Origin of the sequence: Variovorax paradoxus (genome assembly GCF_009755665.1) — a bacterium.
In the GTDB taxonomy this organism is placed as follows: Bacteria; Pseudomonadota; Gammaproteobacteria; order Burkholderiales; family Burkholderiaceae_C; genus Variovorax; species Variovorax paradoxus_G.
The window spans coordinates 227,046-240,132 of sequence record NZ_CP046622.1; the positions used below are offsets into that span (position 1 = coordinate 227,046).

The window sequence follows — 13,087 nt, forward strand, 5'->3', positions numbered from 1 at the left end:
ACGAAGAAAGGGAGTAAGCCATGGCCACCCGAATCGTCAAAGCCCACACGCCGCTGGCGGAAGACCAGCTGATCTTCCGCTCGATGCATGGCACCGAGGGACTGTCGCAGCTGTTCGAGTTCGAGGTGGACCTGTTGAGCCCAAGCGTGTCGCTCGACATGAAGTCGGTGCTGGGCAAGCCGCTCTCGCTTGAAATACAGACGGTCGGCGAACCGCGTTTTCTCAACGGGCAGATCGTGCGCTTCACCATGGTCGGCAGGGAGAGCAGCACTTCGCGCTATGTGGTGTACCGCGCCACCGTGCGGCCCTGGCTCTGGTACCTGACGCGCACCAGCGACTGCAAGATCTTCCAGAACAAGTCGGTCGTCGACATCCTCGAGGAAGTGTTTGCCGACTACAACTTCGCGTTCGAGAAGAAGCTCAGCGGAACCTACCGGCAGTGGGAGTACTGCGTGCAGTACCAGGAGACCGACTTCGCCTTCGTGAGCCGTCTCATGGAGCACGAGGGCATCTACTACTACTTCAAGCACGAGAAGGACCAGCACACGCTGGTGCTTGCCGACGATATCGGCGCGCACGAAACCCTGCCGGGTTATTCCAAGATCAGCTATCTCGCAGCCGACCGCGACCCGGACCCCTTCCAGGAGGTGATCGACCAATGGCAGGTAACCGAGGAAATCCGCCCCGGCACCTATGTGGTGGACGACTACGACTTCAAGAAGTCGAAAGCCGACCTGATGGGCATGCGCAGCCAGCCGCGCGGTAATCCGCACGACACCTACGAGATCTACGAATGGCTCGGCGGTTTCAGCGAGGCCGAGCAGGGCGAGCATTACTCGCGCATCAGGCTTGAAGAGGCGCAGTCGCAGGCCGAGCGGGACATTGGCCACAGCAGCGTGCGCGCAATGGCGCCTGGCTACCGCTTCACGATGCAGAACTGCCCGCGGCAGGACGACAACCGCGAATACCTGATCGTCTCCGTGGCCTATGCATTGCGCGAAGGCGGCTACGAGAGCGGCGCCGCCGACAGCCATTACAGCTTCAGCTTTGCGGTGCAGCCGACCTCGTACCCGTTCCGCCCGCCGCGCGTAACGCCGATGACCCGCACCAACGGGCCGCAGACCGCCACCGTGGTGGGCAAGGCCGGCCAGGAGTATTGGGTCGATCAATACGGCCGCGTGAAGGTGCAGTTTCGCTGGGACCGCTATGGCAAGAGCGACGAGAACAGCTCCTGCTGGGTGCGCGTTTCCAGTGCCTGGGCCGGCTCGAACTACGGCGCCGTGAACCACCCGCGCAAGGGGCAGGAGGTGATCGTCGACTTCATCGGCGGCCACCCTGACCGTCCGATCATCATCGGCCGCGTCTACAACTCGGACCAGATGCCGCCGCTCGAGTTGCCCGCGAAGGTCACGGTGAGCGGATTCGTGAGCCGCAGCCAGGACGGCACGCCCGCGAATGCCAATGAGTTCATCCTGGACGACGCACCGGGCTCCGAGCTGGTGCGGATTCACGCCGAGAAGAATTACGAGCTCGACGTGGAAGCCGACGAAACCGATACGGTCGCAGGCAAGAGAACCGCGACCATCGAAGGCGCGGACAACTACACCACCAACACCTCCCTGGACGAGACGGTCAACGGGCCGCACACGCTGACGGTCAACAAGGGGGCGCCGCAGAAGATCACTGTCAACGGCGGCGACCAGTTCATCAAGGTGGATGGCGGCAACCAGCAGGTCGATGTCATCGGGAATCAGACCATCCATGTCACCGGCAAGCGCAAGGACACCGTAGACAGCGGTGAAGAGCGAATCATCGGTACGTCGCTCAAGGAAGACATCGATGGCCCGCAGACCACCAAGGTGGTCGGCCTGTACACCGAAGAAACCAAAGGGAAGAAGGTGACGGTCGACGGCGACGAGGACTATCTCGTCAAGGGGGCGCAAAAGGTGCATGCGAACACGTCGTTGAACGCGACGACGGATGGCCCCATGAACCTGGAAAGCACCGCTGCGGACATCACGGTCAAGTCACCGACCAAGATCGTCCTGGATGCACCTCACGTGGAGGACAAGTCGGCAAAGAAGGTCACGTTCACGGACTGGGGCATTGCCTTCAAGGGCTTCAACATGGGGATCAACGGGATGACCGTGAGCATCAACGGGGTCGCCGTCTTCGCCAATGTGGCGGTGATCAGCGTCGCCGCCCAGAACCTGGGCTTCAACGCCTACTCGATCACAGGCGCCATCAACAAGTTCGACGTGTATTCCGCCAGCGGTGCGGTCGGCCTCTTTACCACCACCCAGACGGTTTTCACGGCGGACAACAAGGCGACAAAAATCGACTTGTCCCAGATCAAGGTGAACCCCAGGGGCATCACCGTGTATCTCTGAGACGGGGGCGCATGTTGGATCTTTTCGCCGTGTGGTTCACCAAGTACTGGTATCTGATTGTCCCCATCGCTGTCGTCGCGCTGCTGGCGTTCGTGATGATCACACTGGGCAAGCGCCATGTCTTGCGCATGATGCATATGCAGAGTGAGGTCAACCGTCACGTGATGGGTGCGGATCGCGCCGAGCGGGTGCTTCGTACGGGGCAGCCGGCCGTAGCGATGGTGCTCGAGAGCTATGACACCGGCGTTCGGGTCGAGCGCATCTACATCATCGTGCGGCTCAAGCTCCAGGTACAGCCCGAGGGCGGATTGCCCGCCTACCAGACTGAACTGGACGCCCCGATCAGTCCGGTGAAGCTCGCCGATTTCGCTCCGGGGCGCTCCGTGAAGCTGCGCTTCGATCCGGTCTCGCGCGAGATCGCCATCGACCAGCCGATGCGCTGAAGCAGGTGCGCCGCCCCCGATGAAGACCATCAAGCCCTTTCGCCTGAGCATCCTCACGCGGCCCTTCCGGCGGCAGCGGCAAGACCACCTGGGCGTCTCGGTCTTCGCGATGGCCAGCCTGGCGCCTGAGCCCTTGCTGATGCCCGACCAGGATCTCTGGAAGCTGGCAGCCGACGAGATCGGGCCCGGCAACGTGCTGGACCTGGGCGTGCCCAAGATCGAGCCGGAGTGGCTGGTCAGCGGCTATGCGTATACGGCGCATCAGGACGACAAGACACTGTGCGCGGCCCAGGCCGTCTTCCATGGCAAGGCCAAGTCATTGCTTGTGAGCGGTGATCGCTACTGGCTTGACGGCCGCGCTACGCATCCCCAGCCTTTCGAGCGCCTGAGGCTGGATTGGGCACATGCCTATGGCGGCCCGAGCGAGTCCGAAAACCCGGAAGGCATCGGCAGCTTCGATGAAACGGTCAACGGCGTGCATACGCGCCGGCTTCCCAATGTCGAGTTGCCCGGCGCGCGTCAGGAGGCACCCGGGCGGCGCATCGTGCCTGCGGGTTTCGGCGCCGTACCCCCCGATCGGCCGCAGCGGCTCTCGCTGATGGGGCGCGCCTACGACCAGCAGTGGCTGCAGCACGAGTATCCAGGCTTCGCCGAGGACATGGACTGGCGCTACTTCAATGCCGCGCCTCCCGACCAGCGCCTGCCCGGCCAGCGCGAATTGCCGCCGGGCGCCGCCTACGAGCTGTGGAACATGCACCCCCGGCAGCCGGTGATGCGCGGCCAGCTACCCGATTGGCATGCGCGCTGCTTCGCCAGCTTTCAGAAAGACGGTGGCGCGCTGTCGGAGATTTCGCTGCGCCTGAGCACGGCCTGGTTTTTTCCGCACGCGGAGCGCGTCATCCTGATCTGGCACGGTGCATCGCCCATCGCAGAGGACGACGCGGCCGACGTCAAGCACATCATGCCCGCGCTCGAGCTGCGCGGGCAGCCGCGGCCGCTCGCCCATTACCAACAGGTGCTGCAGCAGCGCATCGATCCAGCCAAGGCGGTGCTGGTCCTGCGCGACAGCGACCTGGTCCCCAAGGCGATCATGGGACCGTGGGCGGGCGACCAGATGCCCGATATCGCCTCGCTTCCGCTGGTGCGTAACCTGCACGCAGGCCGGCAGCGCGAGCACGAACGCCTGCGTACCCGCCTGCTGGCGCAGGGCCTGGATCCCGAACAGCATCTGCCGCCCCTGGCCGAACCGGATTTGCAGCCGCCCGCCTCCGTGGACGATCTGCCCGACTTTGCCGAGAAGGCCGATCGAGCCCTCGAGCAAATGCGCGAGGCGGCCCTTGCCCGCAACGCCGAAAGCCGGGCTCAGGCCGTCGCACACGGGATGCCCGCTGCGGTTCAACCCGAGATCGATATCCCGCCGCTGTCGCAGATGGATCCGCACAAGCTGTCCGGCGAGATCAAGGCGAGCATCGACAAGGCCATGGCGGAGGTGGCGTCGCGGACCGGCAAGCCTGTGCAGCGCCGATTCGACCCGGACCGCCTGCTGCGTGACCTCGCGCGCCTCGAGGAAGACGCAGCGCGCGAGCGCCGAACACCCCTCACAGCCGACGAGACCGCCGAAAGCGCGCGGCTGCGCGAGCAGGCCGGGCGCAGCGCGCGCATGGGGCACCTGTACGGCGCACACCTGTTCGAGCCGGCGCCACCGGCCAGCAGCCTGCGCTCCAGGCGGCTGCGTCGGCGTCTTGAGGCCGCAGTCGGTGGCGAGCGTCGTTTCGCAGGCATGAGCTTCGCTGGTGCCAATCTCTCGGGCCTGGATCTGCGCGGTGCCGACTTCACGGAAGCGAACCTCGAAGACGTCGACTTCAGCGACGCGCGGCTCGATGGCTGCAACTTCACGCGCGCGGTGCTTGCGCGGACGCGGCTTGTCCGGGCTTCGCTCACCGATGCGCGGCTGGACGAGGCCAATCTGGGTGGCGCGCAATGCGAAGGCGTGAACTTCACGGGTGCGAGCTTCGTGCAGACGCGTTGCAGTAAAACTATTTTTCGTTCCTGCGTGCTGGCGAAGGCCGTGTTCAACCAAGCCGATCTGTTCGAAAGCGAATGGGTGCGCTGCGATGCGCGCGGCTCGCACTGGGAACAAATGGCGATGACCAAGCTGGCACTGGAAGACATGGCTTTCGACAACGCCACGTTCAAGCAGGTGAGCTGGATCGAGTGCAGCTTCAAGGGGACATCCTTCGTACGCGCCGCGCTGAACGCCTGTGCTTTCGTCACCGTCGATGCGCAGGAGGGAGTCGACTTCACGGAGGCCAGCCTCGTCACCTGTTCCTTCGTCCATGGCTGCAGCCTGGTGCAGGCCGTGTTCTGCGCCGCTTCGCTCAGGCAGTGCGGCCTGCGCGGCGCCCTATTGGTTGGCGCCGACCTCGCGAAGGCACGCCTTGAAGGCTGCGACTTCTCCGAGTGCGACCTGCGGCGCGCGCGGCTGGAGGAATTGCACGCCGGCGAGAGCCTGTTCATTCGCGCGGACTTGCGCGAAGCCTCGTTGCGCGGTGCCAACCTCATCGACGCCAATCTCTCCAAAGCCGACTTGCGCTTTGCCAGCCTGCAGGATGCCAATTTGTTTCGCGCCGACGTGTCACAGGCCGCCATCGACGGCTCGACCACCTTCATCGGCGCCTACACCCAGGGAGCCAAGACCTTGCCCGCACGAAGGACTGAGCCGGTCCGATGAGAGTCGAAGAACTTCTGGACAAGATTCGGCATGGCGAACCAGTGGTCAAGGCGAGTCTCGCGGGTCAGGACCTCAGCGGCGTCGACTTGGCGGGGGCACAGATGGAGCACGTCGACTTGAGTCGGACGAATCTGCGTGGCGCGAGCCTCGACGACAGTTCACTGGCGCAATGCAACTTCGATCACGCAGACCTGTCGGCGGCCAGCTTGAGAAGCGTGCGCGTGTTTCGGTGCCGGTTGGAGTCCGCGCAACTCGGCCGCGCGTTCATGCAGGACGCCAACTTCTTCGAGTCTTCGCTGGCTCGTGCGGATTTCGGGAAAGCGCAAATGGAGCGCGTGGCTTTTGTCAGATGCGAGCTCGGGCATGCTGTGTTGAAGCCGGCCATTTGCGATCAGATCGTCATCACCGAATCACGGGTCGATCAGCTCGATTGCCGCGGGGCACAGCTTTTGCACCTGATGTTCTTTCGCATGGATCTGCGCACGGTGGAGTTCGCCCAGGCCCAATGCGATGGTTCGATCCTGATGGAGTGCAATCTCGAAGGTCAGCGCTTGCCGCACACCGCCTTCTTGCGTTGCCAGTTCACCGACAGCGCGATGGCAGGTGTCGATTTCAGCGGCGCCGTGCTGACCCAGAGCAACTTCAAGGGCGCCGTGCTGACCAAGGCGAACTTCAGCGGAGTGGATGCCGCCCAGGCGATGTTCCCGGAGGCCGATCTGCGTGAAGCGAATTGCAGCGATGCCATCTTCGATCAGTCGATCTGGGCCGACGCCAAACTCGAAGGTGCCGATTTCAGCCGCTCGCGTCTGCCGCTGAGCGTGTTCCATCGTGCGCAGGCCAGTGGTGCCAGCTTTCGCGACGCGGACCTGCAGGATGCTGATTTTTCCTACGCCCAACTTCATTCCGCGGACTTGCGCGATGCACGTTTTCTGCGCACCCGCTTTCATCGGGCCGCGCGCGCAGATGCGCGTTTATCGGGAAGCGGTGGGATCATCGAAAACGATCCGGAGCTGTTCAAGGCTCAAGAGATCATTCCGCCGCGCTGATACCGCCAGGCCTGTCCGTTCCACTGTTTACCCATCGAGACAAGGAAATCTCCATGACAGTCGTTTCACTGCACAAGGCCTCGAAGCTGACGGCTCCGGTTCACTTCCAGGGGGTGGTCGCCGCATTGCTGCCGGATGGACGTGTCACCGTCGGCGACGAGCAGGGTGATGTCTGGGTCTGCCGGCGCGCGGCGAGCTGCCTGCTCAAACCGGCCAGCGGCGATACCGTGTTGGTGTCCGGTCCCGACAGCGCACGAGCCTACCTGATTGCCGTGATCGAGCAGGCCGATGCGTCGTCAAGCTGCATCGAGGCGGCGGGCGACGTCACCTTTGCGTCTGCCGGCAGCGGCCGGGTGACCATCGCGAGTGCCTCGGAGCTCAGGCTTCGCGCGGACAAGCGCTTCGTACTCAAGGCAGAAGAGGGCGAGTGCGACATCGGTGAACTGCGGCTGGTGACGCGCGCCGTGCAGGCCGCCGCCGGAAGCGTCCGGCTGGTCGGCAAGGTGTTCGAGACCGTGGCCGATCGCATCGTGCAGATGGCGCGCCAGACGCTGCGCCTGACGGATGAAGTCGACCAGGTGCGTGCCGGCCACATGGACTACAAGGCAAGCGAGACGGTGCGCATTCATGGCCACCACACGATGGTCACCGGCCAGGAGCTGGTGAAGGTGGACGCGGCTCAGATCCACATGGGCTAGACGAGGAGATACCAGATGTTTGCCAATTGCCAGCTCATGGGAATGGACATGGCGTTCCCCGACGTCTGCAAGACGCCGGTGCCCATTCCATACCCGAACATGGCCCTGGGGCCAATGGCTGTTCCGAATGCCTGGAACATCCTCTTCATGGCGATGCCTGCGCACAACATGGCGACGACCACGCCCATCACCCTGGGGGATCAGCCCGGGGTACTGGGCGGCGTTGTGTCGCAGACGTTCATGCAGCAATCGCGTCATGTGACAGGCGCGTTCACCGTGCTTCTCAAGGGTACGCCGGCCACGCGGGTCACCAGCATCACGGTGCAGAACCGCTGCAACATGGTGGGCATGCGCATCGTGCCGAGCCAGTTCAAGGTGCTGATGCTGGCACCCTGAAGAGGGCACGAGGGGCAGCAGGACAGTCAGGCGGGCCGCGCCGTCCCCGCCAGCGTCACCTGCTGCGGAAACCCCACCCACACGGCAAGTGCCGAGTAGTTGTCGCGCGATTCGTCGGCCTTGGCTTCTGCCGCGCGCCGCAGCAGTGCGAGCCACTCTTCGGCGCTGTCGGCGAGCTGCAGCGAGCGTTCCATCACTTGCTGCGAAATAAGCTGCCACAGGCCGTCGGTGCACAGCAAAAATGCATCGCCATCGGCGAGCCGCTGCGGCGTTGACACAGTGGTTTCGGCTGTGGCTCTTGCGCCCAGCGCGCGGTACAGCAGGTTGGTCTTCACCAGCCGCTCGCCGCCGTTGGCTCCGTTGCCGAGGGCCGCTTCGCCGGAGCGCTCCGACAGGCTGTGGTCTTCGGTGCGCTGCATCAGCGCGCCGCGGCGAAACCAGTAGAGGCGGCTGTCGCCCACGTGGGCCCAGCAGGCCTGGCCGCTGGTGCGGTCGACGAAGAGCGAGACGATGGTCGCGCTCATCCTGCTCTGGTCGGCGAGCTCTCGCTGCTTGGCAAGAATGGCGTCGTTGGCGGCCTTCACCGCATGCTGGATGTCTTCTTTTTCGACCGACGGGTTGTCGACGAAGGTGTTGAGCGCGGTGTCGACCGCAATGCGCGCGGCCAGCTCGCCGCCCGCGTTGCCGCCCACGCCGTCGCTCACGACGAAGCAGGCGTTGTATTCGTCGAGGTGGTAGCCGATGGCGTCCTGGTTGCCGCTGCGTTCGCCCACGCAGGAGAACTGCGAGGTGGAAATGGGGACCGCGAAAGCACGAGGGGTGGTTTCAAGCACGGCGTGCCTCCTTCAGTCGTTCCATTTCCTTGTCGTAGGCCTGCTGGAAGGCGCGGCCGAAGACGGCCTGGAAGTCGTCCTCGACGGCCGCCGTGGTTTCCGCATGCAGCTTCTGCAACTGGCGCCATAGGCGTGCCTCGCGGCCGCCGGGCAGCAGCTTTTCGCCGAGGCCGCCGTCGTGCGGCGTGGCGTCGTTCAGCGCGCTGGGGTCGAAGCGCTTGAGCACGGTGAGCAGCGCGGCGCGCATGCCGGCCACCATGCCGAGCTGGTGCGACTGCAGGTCGCCGAGCGCGTCGTGCACGGCGGCTTCGGGCGACAGGAAGCCGGGCATGCGCGCGCCGAACATCTGCATGAGCACCGCGCGTCCGTTGGGAAGAATCTTGAACGGGTTGTTTTCCTCGTCGACGATCATCGTGATCTCGGCACGCACTTCGCGCTTGAGCATGGCGCGCGACGAGAGCAGCTCTATGGTCCCGTCGGTGAACGCGCGCATGAGCCGGCCGAGTCGCCGCATGGCTTCGGCGTTCAGCGGCTGCTGGCCCGCGACGTCGGGTACGCCGGCGCCTTCGAGAAAGGCCCTGAAGAGTTCGTCCGATGAGGATGACGGCGAGGCGGGCGCTACCGTCGGTGCCACCGCGGCGGCCACCGGCGGGGGGACGACAGCCGGCGGAGGAGCAACAGGCTGGGGCGGCGGCGTCGCTGGCTCAGGCGGTGCAGCAGGTTTCGATGCCGATACTGCTGGTGCTGGTGCTGGTGCTGGTGTCGGTGCCTGCACCGGCACTGCAGCCACTTCCGCCTTCTTCGGCTTCGCCGCAGGCGGCGGATCGAAGGCCACCGGGTTCGGCGGCCTGAACTGCGCGGACACTTCCCGCGCATGGTTCGAATGGCTGTGCCCTTGCGGCGCGGCGGCCGGCCTGGCCAGCAGGTCGAGCGCAGGATGCACCTCGCGCAGCGGGTCTTCGTGGGTCAGCGCGGTCGGGCGCGGATCGGAAAGCGGCGAGGGCGCGTTGCTGTCGGCGGCAAAGAAAGAGAGCGGGTCCACGCCGCGCTTCAGCGCCACGTCGGACATGTCGGTGGCCGAGTGAGGGTTCAGCTCGGAGAGCGGATCGACCGGGTTCCTGCGCGCCTGCGAAGGCAGCTCGAATGGTTCGTGCGCCATGGGGTCGGGCATGGGCTCGGGCGCAGTCTTTTCGCGGCGCGGCGCATTTGCCAGGATGGCGTCCCAGTCGGCTGCGGACGGAATCTGCGAGGTGCCCGTGCGAGTGCTTGCCGGCGGCGGCACCGGTGCAAGCGGCGAAGCGAACGCTGGTGCGGCAGCAGGCGTCGCCGGCAATGGCGCGGGCGCAGGGGCTTCGGCGCGCGGCAGTGGCGATGCGGGCGGCGGCATTGCCACGGTGACAGGTTGCGCATCGCCGATGGGCAGCGCGCCGGCACCGAAGAGGTCGGAGAACACGTCGGAAACCGGCGCGGCCGGCAGCAGCGAATCCATGGGCGCTTGCGCCATCGCGCCGGCTACGGGGACATCGCGCACTGGCGCCGCCGGCGGTGGTGACGGCATCGGCATCATGGCTGCAACGGGTACGACTGCGGCCGTGCGATGGCCGCTTGCCGCTTCGAGCACATAGCTCCCGATGGTGACGCGGTCGCCATCGGCCACCGGCGATTCTTCCTCGTGCTGCAGCGTGCGTCCGTTCACGCTGATGGGCAGCACCGCGCTCATGTTGCGAAGCACCTCGACGCCCTGCTCGTCGAAGCGCACAGTGGCCTGCAGGCGCGAGATCTGGCGCTGATCGTCGGGCAGCACCAGGTGGTTGTCGGGGCTGCGCCCGATGGTTCCGCCCGGCGCCGCGAGCAAGGCCGAAGGGCCCGATGTCACCGGCTTGCCGGCATGTTCGATCACCGTCCAACGCATGGCATCTCCGTGTTCATGGCGAGCTGCGGTGTGCTGCCGCTCAAGGCGTTCCAGGCGCTCAACGCTTCATCCGCTTGGCAGCCTCGAACGCGGGGCCCCACACCGGGTGCTTGCGTTCGGCAACGCTCAGGTCGAAGTTGGGAAAGGCATCGAGCAACTTGCGGAACTGCGTGCGGCACTCGGCCACCTGGTTGGACACGCAGTAGCTGAACGCCTCGAGCTTCATCGCGTCGAGCCGCGTGCCGGGCTCCGCCGCATCGAACACCGAAACGCCGCCGCTCTTCAGTGTGGTGACGGCCTTGGCGTAGTCGCCTTCGTCATACGCCTGCTGCGCGCGTTCGAGCGTGGTGCGCGCCACTTGCTGGCTCAGGCGCTCGGGTTGCGGTTCGGGCGGAGGCGTGGTGGTGCAACCGGCAGCAAGAAATAAGGTGAGCGCCAAAGCAGGCAGACATGACTTCAATCTTCTCTCCAACCTTGCGAAAGGCAATGCTTGATAAGACACGCGATGTTGCACGAGATATGCGACTCTGTTCGTGCGCACGACTTCGATAATATAGGCCGCGAACCATTGAGGGAGATCTCATGCATCGACGAACCTTGCTTCAAGGCGCACTTGCAACCGCACCGTTGTTTGGTGGCCTCAGTGGGTGCGCATCGACTGCGAAGTCATTGCCCACACCTTATGCAGTCACCATTCGCATCGACGATGGCGTCAACCCCGACGGACGCGGCCAGCCGGCGCCGATTCTCGTCAAAGTCTTCGAACTGAAATCTTCCGGTAACTTCGAGACGGCAGACTACTTTGCACTACAGGACCGCGATCGCGAAACGCTTCTGACGGAGCTCGTGAACGCCGACCAGGCCATCATGCGCAGCGGCGAAGAGCGTGTCTTCAAGCGGGAAGCAGGGCTCGACTCGCGTGCCATCGGCATCATCGCCGGCTATCGCAAGCTGGAGGCTTCACGCTGGCGCATCGTCTTGCCGCTCAAGGAGCCGAAGCAAACCAATCTCTACAAGGTGTGGCAGTTTTCGCCGAGCGAGCAAAGCGTGCGAATCGCCATTCGCAAGACGGGCATCGAGTTACTACCAAGTCGTTAATTTCTCTGCTTTGTAGCTAAAAAGTGCGAGCAATTCGCACGAGAAATTCGGTGCAAAACGTAAGAAGCGCCGTGTAGCATCAGAGAAAAATAATGAATCAATAGGGAGGGCGTCAGCAAGCGCCTCCCGCTTCAGTGTGGGCACTCCCCAGGAGGTTCTTTGGTGACAGTTCGCAATCCGGGCGCTGGCAGGCAGGGCGCCCATCCGCAGGCGTTGGCGAATCGTGTGGTGTGGTCCGAAGGCATGTACCTGCGGCCTCAGCACTTCCAGCAACTGGAGCGCTATGTCGAGCAGTACGTCACTCGACGCACGGCGGGCCTGCAAGGTGCCTATTGGGGATGGCTTCACCTGGACATCGACCGCGACGCCTACGCGCTCGGGCGCGTGTCCTTGCTCGGCGGCGCGGGCGTGCTGCCCGACGGCACGCCGTTCTCGTTCGGCGCAGAAGATGCACCGCTTCCCTATGAAGTGCCGAGCGACCTGACGGACGAACTCATCGTTCTCGCATTGCCGCTGCGCCGCACCGGCAGCGAAGAAGTCATCTTCTCGGAAGACGAAGGTTCGGCGGCGCGTTTCGGCGTGATCGAGCGCGAGGTGGCCGACGGCAACGCGGTGGCGCTCGGCCCCGCGGTGCTGCAGCTCGCAAAGCCACGCCTGCGCCTGGCGCGCGCATCGTCGCTGTCGGCGGAGTGGCAGGCCATTGGCGCGGTGCGCGTCATAGAGCGCCGCACCGACCACAAGCTGGTGGTCGACGCCAACTACATTCCGCCGGTGCTCGATGCATCGGCGCACGCCATGCTGCGCAGCATGATCGCCGAGCTGCACGGCCTGCTCACGCAGCGCTCCGAAGCCTTGGCATCGCGCCTTTCGCAGCCGGGCCGCGGCGGCGTGAGCGAGGTGTCGGACTTTCTCTTGCTCGAGCTGGTCAACCGCTATCTCGCAACCACATGGCATGCGCAGCAGGCGGTGCAGGTGCACCCCGAGCAGCTGTTCACCGATTGGCTCAAGCTGGCCTGCCATCTCGCCACGCACACCTCGCCCACGCGGCGCCCGGTGGTGTGGCCGGTGTACGACCACGACAACCTCAACGAGAGCATCCGTCCGCTGATGGAAGAGCTGCGGCGCTCGCTGTCGGCGGTGCTCGAGCAGAGCGCCATCGCCATCGAGCTCGAAGAGCGCAGCCACGGCGTGCGCGTGGGCCGCATGCCCGACCCCGTGCTGGTGCGCAACGCGGGCTTCGTGCTCGCAGTGCATGCGGACTTGCCCGCCGATGCCATCCAGCAGCGCTTTCCCACGCAGGTCAAGATCGGTTCGGTCGAGCGCATTCGCGACCTGGTGCAGCTGCAACTGCCCGGTGTCACGGTTCGTCCGCTGCCGGTGGCGCCGCGGCAGATTCCATACAACGCGGGCTACCACTATTTCGAGCTCGACAAGACCGGCGACATGTGGCGCCAGCTCGAAAAATCGGGCGGCGTAGCAATGCACCTGGCCGGTGACTTTCCAGGTCTGGCCATGGAGTTCTGGGCCATTCGTCCGTGAG

The 13,087-nt window shown here is 64.8% G+C and carries 11 protein-coding genes; 8 read left to right on the forward strand and 3 right to left on the reverse strand.

Annotated features, from left to right (window positions below; all coding sequences use genetic code 11):
- Positions 1-20 precede the first annotated feature (20 nt).
- Genes GOQ09_RS01050 through GOQ09_RS01075 form a run of 6 tightly spaced genes read left to right on the forward strand, consistent with a single transcriptional unit; the run spans position 21 to position 7,704 of the window.
- On the forward strand, positions 21-2,390 hold the full coding sequence (locus tag GOQ09_RS01050) for a type VI secretion system Vgr family protein (RefSeq protein WP_242630955.1): 2,370 nt from the start codon (positions 21-23) through the stop codon (positions 2,388-2,390).
- 11 nt (positions 2,391-2,401) lie between these two features.
- Positions 2,402-2,833 (forward strand): hypothetical protein, encoded by a 432-nt coding sequence (locus tag GOQ09_RS01055; RefSeq protein WP_157611322.1) that lies wholly within the window; start codon positions 2,402-2,404, stop codon positions 2,831-2,833.
- Positions 2,834-2,852: 19 nt separating this feature from the next.
- Complete coding sequence (locus tag GOQ09_RS01060; RefSeq protein WP_157611324.1) at positions 2,853-5,564, forward strand: DUF2169 family type VI secretion system accessory protein; 2,712 nt, start codon at positions 2,853-2,855, stop codon at positions 5,562-5,564.
- Positions 5,561-6,610, forward strand: coding sequence for a pentapeptide repeat-containing protein (locus GOQ09_RS01065; protein ID WP_157611326.1), 1,050 nt, complete (start codon positions 5,561-5,563; stop codon positions 6,608-6,610). Before GOQ09_RS01060 ends, GOQ09_RS01065 begins: the two co-directional genes overlap by 4 nt.
- 53 nt (positions 6,611-6,663) lie before the next feature.
- Positions 6,664-7,308, forward strand: a complete 645-nt coding sequence (locus tag GOQ09_RS01070; RefSeq protein ID WP_157611328.1) for a DUF3540 domain-containing protein — start codon at positions 6,664-6,666, stop codon at positions 7,306-7,308.
- Positions 7,309-7,323: 15 nt separating this feature from the next.
- Entirely contained in the window at positions 7,324-7,704 is a 381-nt protein-coding gene (locus GOQ09_RS01075) for a DUF4150 domain-containing protein (RefSeq protein ID WP_157611330.1), read from the forward strand.
- A gap of 26 nt (positions 7,705-7,730) precedes the next feature.
- Here GOQ09_RS01075 and GOQ09_RS01080 read toward each other — a convergent pair whose 3' ends face one another.
- From GOQ09_RS01080 to GOQ09_RS01090, 3 genes are read right to left on the reverse strand one after another with little or no spacing between them, the layout of a single operon-like run.
- Positions 7,731-8,537, reverse strand: coding sequence for a PP2C family protein-serine/threonine phosphatase (locus GOQ09_RS01080; protein WP_157611332.1), 807 nt, complete (start codon positions 8,535-8,537; stop codon positions 7,731-7,733).
- Positions 8,530-10,449 (reverse strand): type VI secretion system-associated FHA domain protein TagH, encoded by a 1,920-nt coding sequence (gene tagH / locus GOQ09_RS01085; protein WP_157611335.1) that lies wholly within the window; start codon positions 10,447-10,449, stop codon positions 8,530-8,532. The genes GOQ09_RS01080 and tagH overlap by 8 nt, the downstream gene beginning before the upstream one ends.
- Positions 10,450-10,507: 58 nt before the next feature.
- Positions 10,508-10,909, reverse strand: coding sequence for a TssQ family T6SS-associated lipoprotein (locus GOQ09_RS01090; RefSeq protein WP_157611338.1), 402 nt, complete (start codon positions 10,907-10,909; stop codon positions 10,508-10,510).
- A gap of 122 nt (positions 10,910-11,031) precedes the next feature.
- Here GOQ09_RS01090 and tssJ point away from each other — a divergent pair, with 122 nt between their 5' ends.
- Positions 11,032-11,547: a type VI secretion system lipoprotein TssJ gene (gene tssJ, locus GOQ09_RS01095; protein ID WP_157611340.1), complete on the forward strand. Its 516-nt coding sequence runs from the start codon at positions 11,032-11,034 to the stop codon at positions 11,545-11,547.
- A gap of 159 nt (positions 11,548-11,706) precedes the next feature.
- Positions 11,707-13,086 (forward strand): type VI secretion system baseplate subunit TssK, encoded by a 1,380-nt coding sequence (gene tssK / locus GOQ09_RS01100; RefSeq protein ID WP_157611342.1) that lies wholly within the window; start codon positions 11,707-11,709, stop codon positions 13,084-13,086.
- Position 13,087 lies beyond the last annotated feature (1 nt).